Consider the following 17352-nt stretch of genomic DNA (forward strand, 5'->3'; position numbering starts at 1 on the left):
GGTCATGCTGAACAGGTACTTTGACACAGACCTGCCGTTCCTGCGCTTTTGCTGGAACGTGCTGGTATTCAGTGCAGTTAGCTTATTTCCGGTCCTGCTCTTCTATGTCGTGCTGTCACCCGGCTTGGGCGCGATGCTCATCACGAACGAGGCGGCATTTGTTCGGTTCGCGCGGCAAGTTCTGACCAACGGTGTGACAGTGGTTTTTGCGGTAGATTACGCGGGATTCTTCGCGTTGGCACTGTTCCAACGACAACGGGGCAGCAAGAGACCGCACTATCTATTCCTAGACGTGCTTGCCCGCGCACTACTTTTTGTTTTGTTGCATGTGTTGATCTACGTCCTGTCAGCGGATCTTTTCGCGTCCTTCGGTGGAGACCCTAGAGTTGCCTTGCAAGTCGTCGGCCCCACACTCGAGCGTGCCTTTCTGTTTGAAAACATGTCGGGCGTCTATCTCTACAGCACTCTACCCGGAGCTTTCATTGTTTACCTTACAGTGCTTCATCAAAATTCAGGCTCAGCCGCAGTAAATCCAAATACTTGGTTTAAGTCCGTTACCGCCATTGGTCTTTGTGCTGCAGTCGTGGTGTTGGTAACCACGATGTCTGTTGGATTAAACCATTCCTTGGGAGAGCCTTAACAGTCAGCTATTGAGGCAATCGCTTCGTATTTAACTGGTAGAAGCCACGCCGCGTGTTTTCTACCCTCCCCTGTTTTACTAACTTACGAAGTGCCCGGTAAGTGGCCTCATGGGTCAGGGAAATCGTTGCGGCAAAATCGATCACTTTACCAACAAGCAATCCCGCAGCTAGGCCTGCAAAGACACGCTCTTCAGCCGATCGAATAGCAAGGACTTCCCTGATCTGACGCATCTGTTGCACTTGCAGGGCGAGAGCCTGACAATAGGTTTCGGCGAATTCCGCACTTTGAAGTCCAAGCAATACCGCACCCTTGTCGATCCGGTAAACCGACCCATCACCCTGCGCAATCGCATCGCAATGATAGGTTCCCGAAAACAGCGAGGCTTCGGCGAAACACGTCCCTGGTGCGGCGCGATGGACTATAGTCGATTGCCCATCCTGCCCCATTCGAACCAAATGCACGTCAACATCAATTGATGCGAACAAGCCCACAGTTGTGTCTCCAGACCGAAACAATACACTGCCTCGCCGCACTGCAAGTAGTGCCGCAGAGGTTGGCGGTAAGAGGTTAAACGGTGCAGGTATCATATGATCAAAATCATAAACTGATATGTAGAGATTTGATACTGTGAGCTTCATTTTCTGAAAGGAACCACTTGTGAAACTACTCTTAGGGCTCGCTTTGGCGCTCGTAACTGCGACGGCCGCGATGGCGCAACACGATCATTCCAGTGACGTGGGTCACACATCTTCCGGCGCGAAAGAATCCGGCCAGTCAGCGTTTGCTGCGATCGCCGAGATTGTGGGCATTTTGAAAGACGATCCGACAACTGACTGGTCGCGGGTCGATATTGAGACACTGCGTCAGCATCTAATCGACATGGAACTCGTTACCATCGGCGCAGATGTATCGACCGAGCGAACGCCGCAAGGCGCCATTTTCTCAGTTACAGGAAACGAGCGCACCCTTCGGGGCATCATGGCAATGGTTCCTGCTCATGCACCATTTCTCGAAGGAGAAACCGGGTGGGACGTATTGGTCACCGAAGTCGAGGGCGGTGTGCTTATGCGAGTGGAAGGGAATCCAGCCCAGATTCAGGCCTTGGGCTTCATTGGCCTCATGACCATTGGCGCCCATCACCAAGAACATCATTTGATGATGGCCAAAGGAAACGTGGTTCACTGATTTAACGTGCACAAAGTTGACGAGATAACTCATCGCTACGAAGACAATCGAACCATGCGCCTTCAGTGGCTTGCCTAAGAGTGCGCGCGGAAAGGTCTAGCCTTTCCAACAAAAGTCGATCAAGTTCAGGAGATTGTGGGAGACGCTTACTATGAAAATCTCAGTCTGGCTTATTGGGTGTGCAACGCTAACACTCGCGTCATGCGGTAACATTCAAAACGGTGGTGGAAATCCATCCGATCAGTTCATTACTGAATTGCCAGAAGGTGTGCTCGCGATCGCCGCTCCATTTCAGGACCTGAGAGCCGTCCGAATTGATCCATTGGACGGATGCTACGTATATCGTCACATTGGAAAAGTAGAGACTACGTTCCTGCCGCTACGGGCGCGGAATGGACGGCCAATTTGCACCCGCCTACCTGACGAAGCTCAGCTAGGCTAATCAAGTATCGACGCAAGCAGCTGCGTGTTAGATGCGCGGATGGTCAGCTTTGGGCTGATATTCGATCTTCGGGCGGATACAGATAAGCTGTCGATCCGGTGGAAACTTGCCCGTAAAGACCGTTGATATGGGCCATTACCATACGAACGCATCCCGAGCTGGCACGGCCACCGATGGACTTTGGGCTCGGAGTGCCGTGGATACGCAAATAGGTGTCTCTATTTCCAACATACAAATATAAAGCGCGCGATCCGAGTGGGTTTTTTGGCCCAGCATCCATTCCCTCGGCGTGTTGTTGATAGAGGTCCGGGTCACGCTTGATCATAGCCGCAGTCGGAGTCCAGATCGGCCACTTGGCCTTGCGCCTAATTGTATAGATCCCCGGTTCGTAGAGGTTTCCCCGTGCAATTGCGACGCCATAGCGCATCGCCGTGCCATCATCACCAATATGATAGAGGTACCTTGCGACTGCATCGACATGAATATCACCGGGTGTCAGACCTGCATTCGCCTCCACACGTTGAGGCAGGAACCGCCGGTGAAAACCCCATGGATTTGATGTTGCAGGATCATAGTCGGCGGGTGTCACCTGCGCATCCCATGCCGACCATTTCGATCTGTTTGATGTCGGAGCTGCCCACGCCGTGCTCAGAATAGGGGGCGAAAACAAAGCTGCGGCCGAAACTACAAAATGGCGTCTGTTCAACATGGGTCCAAATTCCTCAACTACGTCTCATTAAGCGATCAAGCTTTCGAGTTAAACATTACACCACGGTGCAAAGCCACTCACATGCCCGTGTGCCGTCCGCAAGTGCACTGATGCACGTTCAGAATGTATAATGTCCGAAGGCTGAAAGAACGCCAGAAGCAATATTTACCCGAATGTATCCTTGACCTTCCCTTACTGGAAGCTTCGACAGTGCTAGCAAAATAACAGTTACGAGGTATCCATGTCCAATATCGACGCTGAAAAGACAGACGCTCCGTCCAAGTTTATGCACTACGGGATGATGGCCTGCTGCGCAGTCATGTTGTTGCCAGTTGCAGCATTTTTTCTTGCCGGTGGCAGCATTGCCCAGCTTTGGACTAATTTGGGTATCTTTGCACCCATAGCGCTTTGCATCGGGGTCCACTTGCTCATGTTTAAGATGATGGGAAAGTCTTGCCATGGCACGAAAAGCGAAACCGACAGAGAAGCCAAAACCGAAATAGAATTGAGCAGGATACCGGCTATCACGCGGGACCATAGCACATGATCAACGCTCTCCGCAGATCAGGCACGGCACATCATCCGACGTCGGTTACCGCTGACGTCTTCATTCGATTGGATCAGCCAGTACTTTATCTAGGCATTCCGTCTTTTGTCTCCTTCAGCCGCATCTAGTAGAAGCGCATTGAGCGCTTGAGCTTCACTGGATTTACCTACTCTGGGTGAAGACAGCTGAGGATCGCGTCGTCTCAAATCATATCGAAGCGCTGTGACATTTCATTACAAATTACTGCCCTCCAAAACCTTTACCAGTTCGTCACGGCTCCCAATATCTGGAAAGACTTCAAAAAAGGAGAAGAAGGATGACAAATAAGAAAGCGCTTGCACTCGGGTTGTTGATTTCGGTTGGGCTGGCAAGCGCCACACTGGCCGACAGCGGCCACGGACATGACAAAAAGGTAGAAGCGACGCCGTCGGTGCCTGGGATGAAGATGCAGGGCGGTGACCCGCAGATGGGCATGATGGGTGGCGACCATCAGGCAATTATGCGCTCGATGATGCAGATGCATATGGCGGGAATGACGGGCAAAGGTATGGAGCAAACCAGAATGGGCATGATGGATCGTGATATGATGACCATGATGATGCCCGGTGACGGGGGCCAGAGCATGGGTGACGCGATGCGCACCAAAATCGACGAATTCGACGCTGACAATGACGGCGCATTGACGCTAGCGGAGTTTGAAAACCTGCACATGGCCGCGCTGCGCGAACGCATGGTTGACCGTTTTCAACACCTCGATTCTGATGGTGACGGACAGATCACGCAGGGCGAAATCGAGGCGGCTGGCACAAGAATGGGCGCGATGAAGGGTAATGCTAATGCCACGGGAATGGGCGGGCAACGCAACGGGGACAACTAGTGGTCCCCGTCGACTTTGCTCTATCAGAGCGAAGATCGTCGATGATAATACTGTTGAATCGCTGCCGGACTGTCGCCTGTGAGTATAGAAAATGCGATCTCGGCTTTGCCGATATCATTAGTCTGAGGAGTTACTCGTGAATCGCCGTCAAATGATGCAAGCCGGAGCTGGTCTAGGATTGGGCGTTGTGCTGCCCAACGGTCTTTTCGCACAATCCATCAAGAAGCTCGAATTTCCTCCGCTTCTCGATGCGACCAGCTCGCAGAAATTTCACTTGCGTGCGCAGGCGGGTGAAACTCAATTTGCCGAGCGTGCGGGCACCGATACGCTTGGCTTTAATCAAGCCTATCTTGGCCCCACCCTGCGGCTTCGCACCGGTTTCACAACACAAGCGGAAGTCGAGAACACTCTGGACGAACCCATGTCTGCGCATTGGCACGGGTTAATGGTACCGGGCGAGTCTGACGGTGGACCACATCAACCCATCTTGCCCGGGCAAACGTGGCGTCCCCTTCTGCCGCTTGATCAGCCTCCAGCGACAGCGTGGTATCACAGCCACGTACATGGCGCGACGGCGCGGCAGGTTATGTATGGTCTGGCGGGTGTGCTGCAGGTCACAGATGGGCGGGATGATGAGCGCGGACTTCCTTCAAACTACGGGGTCGACGATCTCACACTTGTCCTTCAGGATAGGCAGTTCGACTGGCGCGGTCGAATTAAATACACCCCTGGAATGCACGAGACAATGAATGGGTTTCTGGGCGACACCATTCTGGTCAATGGGCAAATTGATACTGCGGCAGAGGTCCCTCGTGGTTTGGTCCGGTGCCGTTTGGTAAACGGCTCAAATTCACGTATCTACAATCTCTGGTTGTCAGATGGTCGCCCAATGCACGTGGTTGCAACGGACGGCGGGTTTATCGATCAGCCTCTACCACTCACAAAATTAACGCTCGCACCCGGTGAAAGATACGAAGCTCTCATCGACTTCACAAACGGGAACGACACTGTTTTGATGTCCGACAATGTCAATAACTCTCCCATGGGGGGAATGATGGGCGGATCTGACGGCGGTGCTGGCTTTGCGGTGTTACCTTTCAGAATTAACGCGTCCCTGCCCGTCCGAATTACAAAGATGCCTCTGCACTTGAACAGCGATATACCGGACTTGATCGGAGCAGACGCGACTGTCAGACGCATATCACTCGATATGTCGATGGGAATGGGCATGATGATGTCGCGCTCGGGTCAGCAATTCTCGATCAACGGCGAGACCTTCGATCAAAACAGCTTAAACTTTACGGTCGCGCAAAACAGTGTCGAGCGTTGGGTTGTTAGCGCCGATATGATGATGCACCCCTTCCACATCCACGGGGTGCGGTTTCAGGTCGTTTCGGAGAATGGCCAAACACCGCGCGCACAAAACGACGGGTGGAAAGACACAGTGTTGATTGATGGGACTGCGGAATTGTTGATGCAATTCGAAAAACCGGCCTCCGCAACGGCTCCTTTCATGTACCACTGTCATATTCTGGAACATGAGGACGGAGGCATGATGGGACAATTTAGTGTTGCGTGATGCCAATAAGCCTTGACCTTCCCCCAACTGGAGCCTGCTAAGTTCGCCTTCCATAACATGCCTGGAGCTCGTCAATGACAACGGAGTTAGATTTACGGAATCCAGCCCTAATCGGTGGCCTTCTCTTCTTGGCAACTGTACCGGTTCATCTTCTTGTGCCGCAAGATGTGTCCATAGCTCTAGCAGCAGTCAGTCTCAGTCTGATCGGCGGTGCATATATCGGGTTTGGCGCGCGGTCAGATAGCTTTCCCGCATTTGCGATGGAACTTGTGGTCGCCAGCATGTTTGGCATGGCCGCCCTCACCGGTCTTTTCTTGCATTGGAGCGCGATTCCCATTGGATTAACCCTTCACGCCGTGTGGGATCTGCTGCACCACAACCCCAGATTTGGCGCCACCGTTCCGCGTTGGTATATCCCGCTTTGCATCGTCTTTGATCTGGCAGCAGCGCTGTTTTTCATCATTTTGTATGCGGTCTAACAATATGCGTTTCCGAAACCTTGGTATCTGGACAGTTGCAGTACTTGCGATAGCGCTCACTGCCGCATGGGCAACGGGGCGACTGCCGCAGGTTGATAGAGAGATGGTTGCCGCACTCGTGGAAGAAGCAGGGCCTTGGGGTCCAATCTTGATCATCGCATTCATGCTTGCTTCCATCGTTGCCAGCCCAATTCCAAGTGCTCCCGTTGCTTTGGTAAGCGGAGCTGCATACGGGCACCTCTACGGCACCATTTATGTCGCGATCGGGTCTGTGCTGGGGGCCGTTACAGCCTTCACTATCGCACGACACATGGGGCGTGGCTATGTGGAGCGTTGGCTGGGCGACAAGACCAATTACGGCCTCCTGGGTTCACAGAACTTGCTCATGTTGACCGTTTTCGGATCGCGTCTTCTGCCATTCATCTCCTTTGATGCAATGAGTTATGCTGCTGGATTGAGCCGACTGCATCTTTGGCGGTTTCTCGTTGCAACTTTGGCGGGGATTTTGCCCGCCAGCTTTGTGCTTGCACATTTTGGTGCTGAAGCGATGACCGGCGATTTCGGAAAAGCCGAATGGATTGTCTTAGGCCTCGGATTAATGACGGCTATTCCGCTAATTTTGGCAGCGATTTGGCGGGGATCAGAAACGGCGAAGTCTTAGGTTTGCAGCCATATATGTGCCAGCGCTCTTCATAGATGAAATTTCACTATCCCTTGACCTTCCTGGACGGAAAGCCTGTTTCCTTAAGTTATGAGCTTCCGATGACATGGGTCTTACGCAGTGGAAAACCACGATATAGTGATCACCACTAAGGGATTGTTATAATGAGAGATTTTGCAATTTTCTGCGAAAATGCCCCTAATCTCTGAAAAAACCTTCAATATCCTTTGACCTTCCATCTACTGGAAGGACTAGGTTCTGGGTAGCACCCGCTTAAAGGAATAATCCATGGCTCAGCATATCCATTCAAACGCAGATACATCACTTTATGTTTGCCCCATGCACCCCGAGGTGCAGCAAGACGGACCCGGAAATTGCCCGAAGTGCGGGATGCATTTGGTGACAAAGACGCAAGCAGATAAAACCGCCCATGCAGACCATGGGCACCACGGCCATCATTCGCCCGAGAAAGCGCCGGATGGTGACTTGGATATCGTCCCCGCCGGATTTTCCGGGCCAGTTTATACCTGCCCGATGCATCCAGAAGTGCGCCAGCCTCATGCCGGGTCTTGTCCAATTTGCGGTATGGGGCTTGAGCTGGAGTCGGCTTCAATGGATGCTGGCCCAAACCCAGAATTGAATGATTTTACCCGCCGGTTCTGGTTCGGGACTATCCTCACAATTCCGTTGTTGATCCTGACAATGGGCCCATATCTGGGGTTGCCGGTTCGTGAGATATTCGGTGAGCGCGCCACGCTGTGGATTGAATTGATCCTTGGAACGCCCGTCGTCCTTTATAGTGGCTGGCCCTTCTTGGTGCGCGGATGGAATTCATTCCGAACGTTGAATCTGAATATGTTTTCTCTGATCGCGATGGGGGTCATGGCAGCTTGGATATTCAGTATTGTCGCTGTCCTTATTCCATCCGTTTTCCCGAGCGGTTTTAGGGATGCGGAGGGCAACGTAGGCGTTTACTTTGAGGCCGCTGCGGTTATTGTTACCTTGGTCTTGTTAGGCCAGCTGATGGAATTGCGCGCACGTGAAGGCACCGGCAAAGCCATCCGTGCGCTCCTCGACATGGCGGCCAAGACGGCACGCGTGATCCGGGGTGACGACACCGAAGAAGAAATTCCGCTGGAGGATGTCCAAGTCGGTGACCGGCTGCGCGTCCGTCCGGGTGACAAGGTGCCGGTGGATGGCATCGTTACCGACGGGCGGTCGTCGATCGACGAAAGCATGATTACAGGCGAGCCGGTGCCCGTCGAAAAAGTGTCCGGCGACGCCGTAACAGGCGCAACCATCAACGGCACAGGTAGTCTCGTTATCGCCGCCACGCGCGTAGGCTCCGATACGATGCTGTCCCAAATTGTCGAGATGGTATCGAGCGCGCAACGCAGTCGCGCGCCTATCCAAAAATATGCAGACCAAGTCGCTGGGTTCTTTGTCCCAATCGTGATCTTGATCGCCATTCTTGCCTTCGGGGCATGGGCGCTGTGGGGTCCGGCCCCCGCGTTGTCCTATGCGCTTATTTCAGCGGTCGCGGTCTTGATTATTGCATGTCCTTGCGCGTTGGGTCTAGCGACGCCGATGTCGATCATGACCGCTACTGGGCGTGGCGCGCAAGCTGGCGTCTTGATCAAAAACGCCGAAGCCCTGGAGCGGTTCGAAAAGGTCGACACATTGATCGTCGACAAGACCGGTACCTTAACCGAAGGCAAGCCAGTATTGGTCGCGGTCATGCCGGAAACAGGCCACGATGAGGCCGAAGTGCTGCGTCTGGCAGCCTCGCTCGAGCGCGGGTCTGAGCATCCTTTGGCAGAAGCGATTGTACGCGGCGCGGAAGATCGTGGCGTGGACATGGTCACCGCAACGGACTTCGAGGCGATAACTGGCAAAGGCGTCAAAGGTGTTGTTGATGGTAAAAATGTAGCCCTTGGTAATCGCGCGTTGATCACGGACATGAGCCTTGAGGGTGGCAACTTGGTCGGCAAGGCAAACTTGCGCCGTGACGAAGGTGAAACGGTAATGTTTGTCGTGCTTGACGGAGCGATTGCGGGCCTAGTCAGTGTTGCGGATCCGGTCAAGGAAACGACCCCGGCAGCCCTTAAAGCACTCCATGAACTAGGGTTTCGGATCATCATGGCCACAGGTGACAATGAACGCACCGCCAAAGCGATTGGAGCCCGTCTGGGGATCGACGAAATTCGCGCCGACGTTCTGCCCGAAGACAAGGCCCGTATCGTGCGTGAATTGCAGGAAGCTGGCGCAAAGGTTGCTATGGCCGGTGACGGCGTGAACGACGCACCTGCATTGGCGCAAGCCGACGTCGGTATTGCGATGGGGACGGGGGCAGATGTCGCGATTGAAAGCGCAGGGATCACCCTTTTGAAGGGGAACCTTGACGGGATCGTGCGCGCGCGCCGCTTGGCAAGTGCGACGATGCGCAACATCCGCCAAAACCTGTTCTTTGCGCTGATCTACAACACGGCAGGTGTTCCGGTTGCTGCGGGCATTTTGTTCCCCTTCTTCGGGATATTGATCAGCCCCATGTTCGCCGCATTCGCCATGAGCGCGTCTTCGATTTCCGTTGTGCTGAACGCACTGCGGTTGCGCAGTGCAAAAATCTAAGGCGAAGGGTATCCAATGCAATATGACCACAACGGCGCAGACATAAACAATGGCTCGATCAGTCTCAATAGTGCTGTGGGCATGGGACCTGGGGTCATGATCTGGACAAGAAGCCGCGCACTGAAAAATCTGATTTTTCTTGGGGTTTGCCATTGCTTCACCCCACACTTTGGGTTCGGCACTTGACGCGGTTTTCGAAGGTTCGGCGATTGAGCGTGATTTTGTGGACCTTGCGCCGTGAAGTGCGGGCATTGCGTCGATACAACTTGCAGTCCCGTGGCGAAACCGACCCGACTCGGTTTGTTGAGGCCCTAATCGAGCTCGGCCCTACATTCGTCAAACTGGGCCAGATTCTCAGCACTCGGCCCGATATTCTGCCTGAAGAATACGTCGCTGCGCTGGAACGACTGCAAGAACGGGCTCCAGTGGTTCCACTGGACGTCATCAAGGCAACCATCAAAACCGAACTTGGTGGCAAACTGGCTGATCACTTTGAGACATTCGAGTGCGACCCAGTCGCTTCAGCGTCGTTGGCACAAGTGCATCGGGCCACTTTGAAAGACGGCACCGTAGTCGCGGTCAAGGTTCAACGACCTGATATGGATGCATTGATCTCACGGGATATGGCGGCGCTAAGCTTCGGCATTACGATTTTAGCCAAAATTGTGCCCCGCAAGCTGCGTCGATCAAACCTGTCAGATTTTTTTGCTGAGTTCCGACGATACACCCTGAACGAGTTGGATTTCGCTGCCGAAGCCCAAACGATAGAAAGGTTTCGTCTGAATTTCGTCGGTCACGATACCGTAACAATCCCCAACACCTACCAAAAACTGACCACACGGCGCGTTTTGACGATGGATTGGGTTGAAGGGCTGCACCTCGGCGATGCGGCTGCGATATTGACCGATGAAAAGAAAGACAAGTTGGTGAGCGGTCTGGTCAATATGCTGCTCAAGATGTTCGTGTCCGATGGCTTGTTCCATGCAGACCTGCACCCTGGCAACATCGTGTTTCATTCTGACGGGCGACTGACGCTGCTTGATTTTGGTATGTACGGCCAATTGGAGCCACGTCAACAAGACCGCTTCATTCTGTATTGGATGGCCGTTGTTCAAGGACAGACGCGCCGCGCCTTCCATCATTTTCGCGCTCAAACAGATGCATTACCTGACGCAGACGAGGCCGCTTTCTTCGGCCAGTTCGCGAAACTGGCAGAGGAATTTTATACCTCTCCCCTACGCGAAACGAGCCTTGCAAAGATATACTTAGAGATGATGCAGGCCGGGTATCAAACTGGGTTTGTTTTTCCCGCAAGTCTGATGTTGCATGCAAAGGCGCTGACGACAGCGGAAGCCTTGTTGTTCGAACTGGCACCCGATGCGCGATTTGAACAGCTTTCGCGGCCATACATCGCTCGGGAATTTGCAGCGCGCGTGGCTTCCCCCAACAGATTGGCCAAACGCGCGTCACAAATTTTGCCCGAGCTTCTGCTACTTGGCGAACTGCCGCCGCAAACCGCTATGGATGAGGACTGGGATTGGTCCACGACCAAGGCGCTGGCAAATGACCTTGCATCACAAATCGGGCTGACAAATGTTGACGGGGGGCGAACTATGCTACGCGATTTGGTGGAGCATCATGCGCTGCCAATTCTACAGGCCACCAAACCCGCCTTAAATGTGCCAGATATTCTGAAAGCGACATGGCGTCGTTATGATGAATTGGAGCGCAATCTACGCATAGCAGAAACGACGGGTGCGATGATCACAACCCATCTCGCCGCGCTCACTCTGGCGATTTACGAAAGCTTGGTCGCACAGGGTCAGAGCCCCGAAGAGGCGCACGGTCTCGTGTATCAAATTGGCTGGTCGATCTACGAGCCCATGTCAGAACTGCCACTTATGCTGGCCAAGACACTGTCCGCTGATCCAACCAAACAGATGCGTATAGCGACTAACGTCTTCCGAAAATTCCCGTTTGGTGACCCGGCGTATGGATGGCGAGACATCGACACCGACCCGAATACCGTAGGTTTTGACTGCACAAAGTGCCCAGTTGCATCGTTCTTCAAACAACATGACGCCAGCGGTCTGTGCGTGAAGACTTGGTGCGCATTGGACTACCCGCTGGCGCAAAAATGGGGCGGAAAACTGGAGCGGACGGGCACCATCGCAATGGGCGATGACCACTGTGATTTTCGCTGGAATATGGATCCGGCCCGACCAAGTCAGCAAAACAATACAAAGGCCGAAACATGACACACTCTCATGGCGATGAGGATCCCAACAAAGACTCGATCAGCCTCTTTGGCGCTGTGGGCATGGGCACCGGGGTAATGATTGGGGCGGGAATTTTCGCGCTGACCGGGCAGATCGCTCAATTAGCGGGTCCCTACTTTGCCCTGTCCTTTGTATTGGGTGCGATCATCACATCTTTTAGTGCCTACAGCTACATCAAGATGTCCAATGCATGGCCATCCTCAGGCGGGATCGCGATGATCCTGCAAAAGGCATATGGGCCCGGCGCGATTGCAGCCGCTGCCTCACTTTTAATGGCGCTCTCGATGGTCATCTCTGAAAGTCTCGTTGCACGAACATTTGCGACATATGTCTTGCGTCCGTTCGATATTGCAGGGGGCCCATTGGTTCCGATCCTGGCGGTCGGAGTGATCCTGTTTGCATTTCTTGTGAACATATCAGGCAACAGGTCCGTTGGCCTTCTGTCGATCATCATGGCGGTGATAAAGATCGGCGGCATCGCATTATTCGGCATCGTGGCTCTCTGGTCCGGTGGGTTCAGTCTTCCAGAGGCCAGCGGCAATGTCAGCGGATTTAGTACAACGGGCTTTGTGGCGTCTGTGGCTCTTTCGATCCTCGCGTTCAAGGGCTTTACTACAATTACAAACAGCGGCGGCGAGATCACCGATCCACACCGAAATGTTGGTCGAACCATCATGATCTCTATTGCGATCTGCATTATGATTTACCTGCTGGTAGCTCTAGCGGTTGGTTCCAACCTGACGATTGATGAGATTGTTGAATCAAAAGACTATTCGCTCGCCGAAGCGGCTGAACCGGCCTTCGGTCAGGCAGGTTTTTATTTCACTGTCGTACTTGCGGCCGTCGCAACTGCATCAGGTGTTTTGGCAAGTGTCTTTGCCGTCTCACGTATGCTGGCGATGCTGACCGAAATGAAAATGATCCCTCACAGTCATTTTGGCATGTCAGGCCCAATTCGCAGCCATACGTTGGTTTACACTGTGGTCCTTGCATCAACGCTGGCCGTCTTTTTCGACCTGAGCCGTATCGCTTCCCTTGGCGCATTTTTCTATCTGATTATGGATATGCTGGTGCATTGGGGAGTGTTTCGGCACCTGCGCAAAGAAATCGGCGCAAGCGGAGCGATATTGCTGTGCGCCCTGGGATTTGACGCGATTGTTCTGATAGCGTTCGCAACGATGAAACTGAGATCTGATCCCATGATCGTGCTTTATGCAGTCATCGCCATCACAGCTGTCTTCGCTTATGAGCGGATATATCTGTCGCATTGGGCCGCCCCAGAGGACGATGGCGGGGACTAGCGGCACGCATCTTTTATAGTAGGGCTTATTGATGTCCTGAGTGGAAGTATACTATATGCGGGCTTTCGCGAATCGAGATCAGATTTAGACTACAACATCGGCGCCCCTCCAGCTTCTGTAGTCAGATGCACTTTCCTCATTCGGAGGGTCCGGGGTTCTTTCTTTCAGCTGAAAACAGCTCGCATATTTTAGTCATTACACTCTCGCGAATTTCTGGTGGTTCCAACAATAAGTTGTGTTTGGCATCCTGAATGATCTCAATCCTACCGCCGGGCCAGCGAGCCATGCGTTCGCGTACAGCAGGGACACTGATGAGTTCATCATGGTCTGGGCAGAAGGTGATACATGGCAGTTCAGGAGACGGCATTTTGGATAAACTACGTGTTTCGGTGAGTGTTTGATAGAGCCAACCCATGCTGGGTCCGCCTGTATGCAGATCAGGAGCCTTCTGAGCTTGATTGACCATGTATTGATACATGTCGGGGTCATTGGTTCGCCTGTTGTCTGGAAAACCAACGCTGAGGATATAGCTCTCGCCGGAGTGACCGGGAGCATAGGTCTGGCCCTTCCCTACCATCTGGGCAGTCCACGACACAGGCCATGCGGCCAAACGCTGAACAGGCGAAAGCTCAATGTCCCACATCGGGGCGCAAAACGCGCAGGCAGCCACTGGTAGCCCGTCGATCAGAGCGCGTAAGCCAATGCAGGCTCCCATTGAATTCCCTACCAAATACCAGGGTTTCGGCAGATCCAGTTCATGTGCCGCTTTGATCATAGCCGCGACGTCTTTGTGATAGTCGGAAAACCGATTCACATGTCCAGTTATCGGATCTTCAGCTACGCGATCAGAAAGCCCATGCCCTCGCCAATCAATCACGAAGGATGAGTATCCAAATTTTTCGAAATCTGCTACCGTACGACCAAACGTCTCTACGAATTCGGTCCTGCCTGGAAACACCAAAATGGAACCCTTCTCGGGGTTTTCTGCTTTCCATATCGCCACACGGAGCCGCAATCCATCTTCCGTATAAATCCAGTGGGCCCTGCCGTTTGCTGGCGCATCTGCAATCTCAGAATAAAAAGGAGCCCTTTCCATAATTCTAGTTTCCTTCGAGTTTCGTCACGTTGATTACCGTTGTTTTTTGTACAGCGCCTAAATCCGAATAATGAGACTGTATGTCGCCACCAGGACACTGACAGCAAGAAGGATGGAAAAGCCCGTAAATTGGCCAATCAGAATAAAATTCACAACGAGCAACCCTACAACAACGGTCATCTTCAACCAAGAAACCCTCGACGCGCTCAACAGGCTTTTGAACAACTGAGTATCACCTGAAGCTGACGCTTCGTTGAATGCCGAGACCTGCTCCAAGGCACGGTAGGTCTGAGCCAAGCAGATCAAGAAAATGAAGCAAGTAATAAACAGAACAAAAAAACTAGTCATGTACGCCGAAGGACCTCGAGTAAGCCAGCCCCACTCTTCGTGGCGCAAACCCATGGCAGTGAGCGCATCGCTAGTCATCCAAACTAAGATATTCTCCGCGTCTGATATCAAATATACGGCGTTCAACTTGATGGATGTGGCTGAGAACAGGCCTAGTATTGTGCAGCGGAATACAAATCCCAATACTCGACCTCCAACCGCGAAGACTTTCCGTCGATCTTCGTCACGAATCTCAAGCCGTTGTTCGCTGCACGCCTGGCAAAAATCGTTAACGACTATGAAGAGAAACAGGAGGCCGGTAAAATAGCACCAATAGGCGAAAGCCGAGTAGAGGTTTGCCAGCCCCGACAAAACTATCGCTTCAGTGATCGAAACGACGTCTGGACGGACGACCGCCACGAGAATCCAGTCCACCATAGAATCGCCAATAGTCCCGCGGCTCAGAGGGCGTAGATATACTCCGGCCCATTGAACTAAGAACACGATCACAAAACAAACGCATAAGATCGCCCAGAAAGGAAAAGCATAAGTCTCGAGCTTTTTTGTCCAGCTAGCGTCTTCGGTCGTTCTTGGATTTCCCAGAATAATCAACAAACGCTGTTCCTTCTTCCAGAAGTTTAGCAGCCCTCCGACAGCGATTGTGAACAGCGGGATAAAGACCATACGATCAACAGTCCAACTCGGCGCCCACAAAAACCCAACTTGCTTTTCCTGATCCGTTACCAAACTGTAAGTAATGCTGTGAACGCCAGCAATATAGACCAAGAACCATAGCAAACCGCCACATGCCCAGATTGCGATCGGTAAATTCAGCGAATCTGTTTCTGAGAACAGAGCTTCCGATCTCGCTGCCAAAGATCGAGATCGTTTTCGCGGTCCGGGTTCATTCTCAAGTCTGATGGCCTTCGCAACGGGTCCAATACTGGTAGCTGCAGACGCTCTGAGTTCTTCGGCAGCCCTACGTTCCGCTTCCTTCCGTTCGCGCCTGTTAGTCGCTAATTTTGACTGAGCCGCTGCAAGCTCAATCTGCCATTGGCTCGTTGCAACCGGATCATCACACCCAAAAATCCTTGCCAGCCACCTTAGATTGTCCGGGCTCACGCCCCTGTCGTTATCCTGAAACCAAAGCTGTACGGTTCGAAGCTCTATTCCTGATCCGTTTTCATCGATCTGAGAAATTGCGTCGGCGAGAAGCTCCGCCGTCCAGGGACTCGGGGAAAACCCATCCTTTTCCATAGGTCGACCAGCACCTGCTGCAGAAAGCCTATTGAACAAGGTCTTGAAATCAAGACCATTGTGTGTCGGGGCAACAAAAAATTTATCGTTTTTGATCATGTGTTTGAAAGAAATAATTTCGTTCTGTTTCGTAATTTTTCGTTTGATTGCGTGACTGTTTTGCCATCGGAGTATGATCTAAAAGCGTATTCTTTTCCGATTTAGACATTTTTCTTTAACAACGATATCTTAAGGAAATTCTCATGCCTGAACTCTTGGAACATCGTTTCGATCACAGGCTCGAAGCACGGTTTGTAAGTTTCATCTTAGACCGGAAATCGCACGAAATCGTTGGCTGGCTATTCGAATGGAATACAGGCGAGCAAATGCCGATGTGGAAGGACGAAGTGCACGAAGACGTCGTGTTTAGGTCGTAAGCCTCATTCTCTATAGCTATCCACATCATCGATACTTCCAAAGTACGCAGTGATGTTATCAATAGCAATTAGTCTGATCATTCACTCCTTACTGGTCAATAGTCTCGATAAATTTGCTATACTCCTTGCTGATCTCACGCGCTTCGTCGAACACGCGTGCTCTTTCTCCATCCAAACACTGGAAATACCGCAGAATGCCTCGGAAGTAGTTCTCAAAATCCTGTCGGATCAGATCAGCATATTCGACAGCCACCACAGGGTCGCTCGGAACAAAGGGCCGCTCTGGTGCGAGACAGGTGGCGCTGCTTGCTGAACTTCCAACCACAGCGCTCAATAGTATAACTTGCGGGATCAAATGCAGCATCTTCATCTTGGGGCAAGAATCCTCTATGTTCCGCAGCACGGCAAAACCGTCGGGCTGATCTGCCCGAGGACAAATACTACATCAGAATCGCAATATTATATCTTGCGCTTCATTAATATACTTTCGTATGTTCGTGGTGTCCATGGTGGACATGGCGATCATGCGTCTCGAGATGAGAGAAGTGTGATCGCGGTTATGAACTGGGAAGTAGAAGTACCGAATGTGGTCACAGAGGCTAGATTCCGCGAACTCGTGGAAAGCGGTTATAGCGCCGAAATCTTGTGCCAGGAATCTGCGCACAAGAAGGGTCCGAGCTATTACGGTATCTGGATCATGCGCGCTGTCAGTGATGACGGCGTGGAAAAGACCTTGGTTACGGCCCGGACCCGCACAACCCACAACGACATCAAAATCCGCGAATTCAAGACCATCACTGGCGTCGTGTCCTTCTTGGTTGGCATCGGCTTCACGCATGCAGATGTCCCGCTCGAAGAGGGGCAGCGAACCACGCATAGGCTCATTGAACCCGTCAAAGGCAGCAGCGACTAGCGTTCTCTTCGTTT

17 protein-coding genes are annotated in these 17352 nt (G+C 52.5%); 12 read left to right on the forward strand and 5 right to left on the reverse strand.

What is annotated here, in order from left to right:
* The first annotated feature begins 4 nt into the window (after positions 1–4).
* Complete coding sequence (locus BUB72_RS16350) at positions 5–640, forward strand: hypothetical protein (protein WP_175549189.1); 636 nt, start codon at positions 5–7, stop codon at positions 638–640.
* A gap of 7 nt (positions 641–647) precedes the next feature.
* Here the strand turns inward: BUB72_RS16350 and BUB72_RS16355 are convergent, their stop codons facing one another.
* Positions 648–1280, reverse strand: coding sequence for a Crp/Fnr family transcriptional regulator (locus tag BUB72_RS16355; protein ID WP_083588713.1), 633 nt, complete (start codon positions 1278–1280; stop codon positions 648–650).
* 19 nt (positions 1281–1299) lie between these two features.
* Between BUB72_RS16355 and BUB72_RS16360 the strand changes: the two genes are divergently transcribed.
* Positions 1300–1827, forward strand: coding sequence for a hypothetical protein (locus BUB72_RS16360; protein ID WP_245814893.1), 528 nt, complete (start codon positions 1300–1302; stop codon positions 1825–1827).
* A gap of 485 nt (positions 1828–2312) precedes the next feature.
* Here BUB72_RS16360 and BUB72_RS16370 read toward each other — a convergent pair whose 3' ends face one another.
* Positions 2313–2978: a L,D-transpeptidase gene (locus tag BUB72_RS16370; RefSeq protein WP_073145935.1), complete on the reverse strand. Its 666-nt coding sequence runs from the start codon at positions 2976–2978 to the stop codon at positions 2313–2315.
* A gap of 241 nt (positions 2979–3219) precedes the next feature.
* Between BUB72_RS16370 and BUB72_RS16375 the strand changes: the two genes are divergently transcribed.
* The 8 genes from BUB72_RS16375 to BUB72_RS16410 all read left to right on the forward strand — a co-directional run bounded on the left by BUB72_RS16375 (position 3220) and on the right by BUB72_RS16410 (position 13329).
* Positions 3220–3525 (forward strand): DUF2933 domain-containing protein, encoded by a 306-nt coding sequence (locus BUB72_RS16375; RefSeq protein ID WP_073145936.1) that lies wholly within the window; start codon positions 3220–3222, stop codon positions 3523–3525.
* A 316-nt stretch (positions 3526–3841) separates the two neighbouring features.
* Positions 3842–4402 carry an EF-hand domain-containing protein gene (locus BUB72_RS18890; RefSeq protein WP_073145937.1) on the forward strand — a complete coding sequence of 187 codons (561 nt, stop codon included), beginning with the start codon at positions 3842–3844 and terminating at the stop codon, positions 4400–4402.
* Positions 4403–4538: 136 nt separating this feature from the next.
* Complete coding sequence (locus BUB72_RS16385) at positions 4539–5981, forward strand: multicopper oxidase domain-containing protein (RefSeq protein WP_245814895.1); 1443 nt, start codon at positions 4539–4541, stop codon at positions 5979–5981.
* Between the two features lie 74 nt (positions 5982–6055).
* A complete protein-coding gene (locus tag BUB72_RS16390; RefSeq protein ID WP_051153790.1) occupies positions 6056–6460 on the forward strand; it encodes a DUF6010 family protein in 405 nt (134 codons plus the stop codon).
* 148 nt (positions 6461–6608) lie between these two features.
* The gene (locus tag BUB72_RS16395) at positions 6609–7121 is read left to right on the forward strand and encodes a TVP38/TMEM64 family protein (RefSeq protein WP_245814897.1); all 513 of its coding nucleotides are present in this window, start codon (positions 6609–6611) and stop codon (positions 7119–7121) included.
* 288 nt (positions 7122–7409) lie between these two features.
* Positions 7410–9749: a copper-transporting P-type ATPase gene (locus BUB72_RS16400; protein WP_175549190.1), complete on the forward strand. Its 2340-nt coding sequence runs from the start codon at positions 7410–7412 to the stop codon at positions 9747–9749.
* A gap of 230 nt (positions 9750–9979) precedes the next feature.
* On the forward strand, positions 9980–12007 hold the full coding sequence (locus tag BUB72_RS16405; RefSeq protein ID WP_175549191.1) for an AarF/UbiB family protein: 2028 nt from the start codon (positions 9980–9982) through the stop codon (positions 12005–12007).
* On the forward strand, positions 12004–13329 hold the full coding sequence (locus BUB72_RS16410) for an APC family permease (RefSeq protein WP_073145941.1): 1326 nt from the start codon (positions 12004–12006) through the stop codon (positions 13327–13329). Before BUB72_RS16405 ends, BUB72_RS16410 begins: the two co-directional genes overlap by 4 nt.
* A gap of 136 nt (positions 13330–13465) precedes the next feature.
* Here BUB72_RS16410 and BUB72_RS16415 read toward each other — a convergent pair whose 3' ends face one another.
* Positions 13466–14425, reverse strand: coding sequence for an alpha/beta hydrolase (locus BUB72_RS16415; protein WP_073145942.1), 960 nt, complete (start codon positions 14423–14425; stop codon positions 13466–13468).
* Positions 14426–14482: 57 nt separating this feature from the next.
* Positions 14483–16108: an RcgA family putative transporter gene (locus tag BUB72_RS16420; protein WP_073145943.1), complete on the reverse strand. Its 1626-nt coding sequence runs from the start codon at positions 16106–16108 to the stop codon at positions 14483–14485.
* Positions 16109–16251: 143 nt separating this feature from the next.
* Between BUB72_RS16420 and BUB72_RS18895 the strand changes: the two genes are divergently transcribed.
* The gene (locus BUB72_RS18895; RefSeq protein ID WP_175549192.1) at positions 16252–16425 is read left to right on the forward strand and encodes a hypothetical protein; all 174 of its coding nucleotides are present in this window, start codon (positions 16252–16254) and stop codon (positions 16423–16425) included.
* An 88-nt stretch (positions 16426–16513) separates the two neighbouring features.
* Here BUB72_RS18895 and BUB72_RS16425 read toward each other — a convergent pair whose 3' ends face one another.
* Positions 16514–16789 carry a hypothetical protein gene (locus tag BUB72_RS16425; RefSeq protein ID WP_073145979.1) on the reverse strand — a complete coding sequence of 92 codons (276 nt, stop codon included), beginning with the start codon at positions 16787–16789 and terminating at the stop codon, positions 16514–16516.
* Between the two features lie 195 nt (positions 16790–16984).
* Between BUB72_RS16425 and BUB72_RS16430 the strand changes: the two genes are divergently transcribed.
* Positions 16985–17338, forward strand: coding sequence for a hypothetical protein (locus BUB72_RS16430; RefSeq protein ID WP_073145980.1), 354 nt, complete (start codon positions 16985–16987; stop codon positions 17336–17338).
* The last annotated feature ends 14 nt before the right edge of the window (positions 17339–17352 follow it).

The organism is Litoreibacter ascidiaceicola (assembly GCF_900129235.1).
Lineage (GTDB): Bacteria > Pseudomonadota > Alphaproteobacteria > Rhodobacterales > Rhodobacteraceae > Litoreibacter > Litoreibacter ascidiaceicola.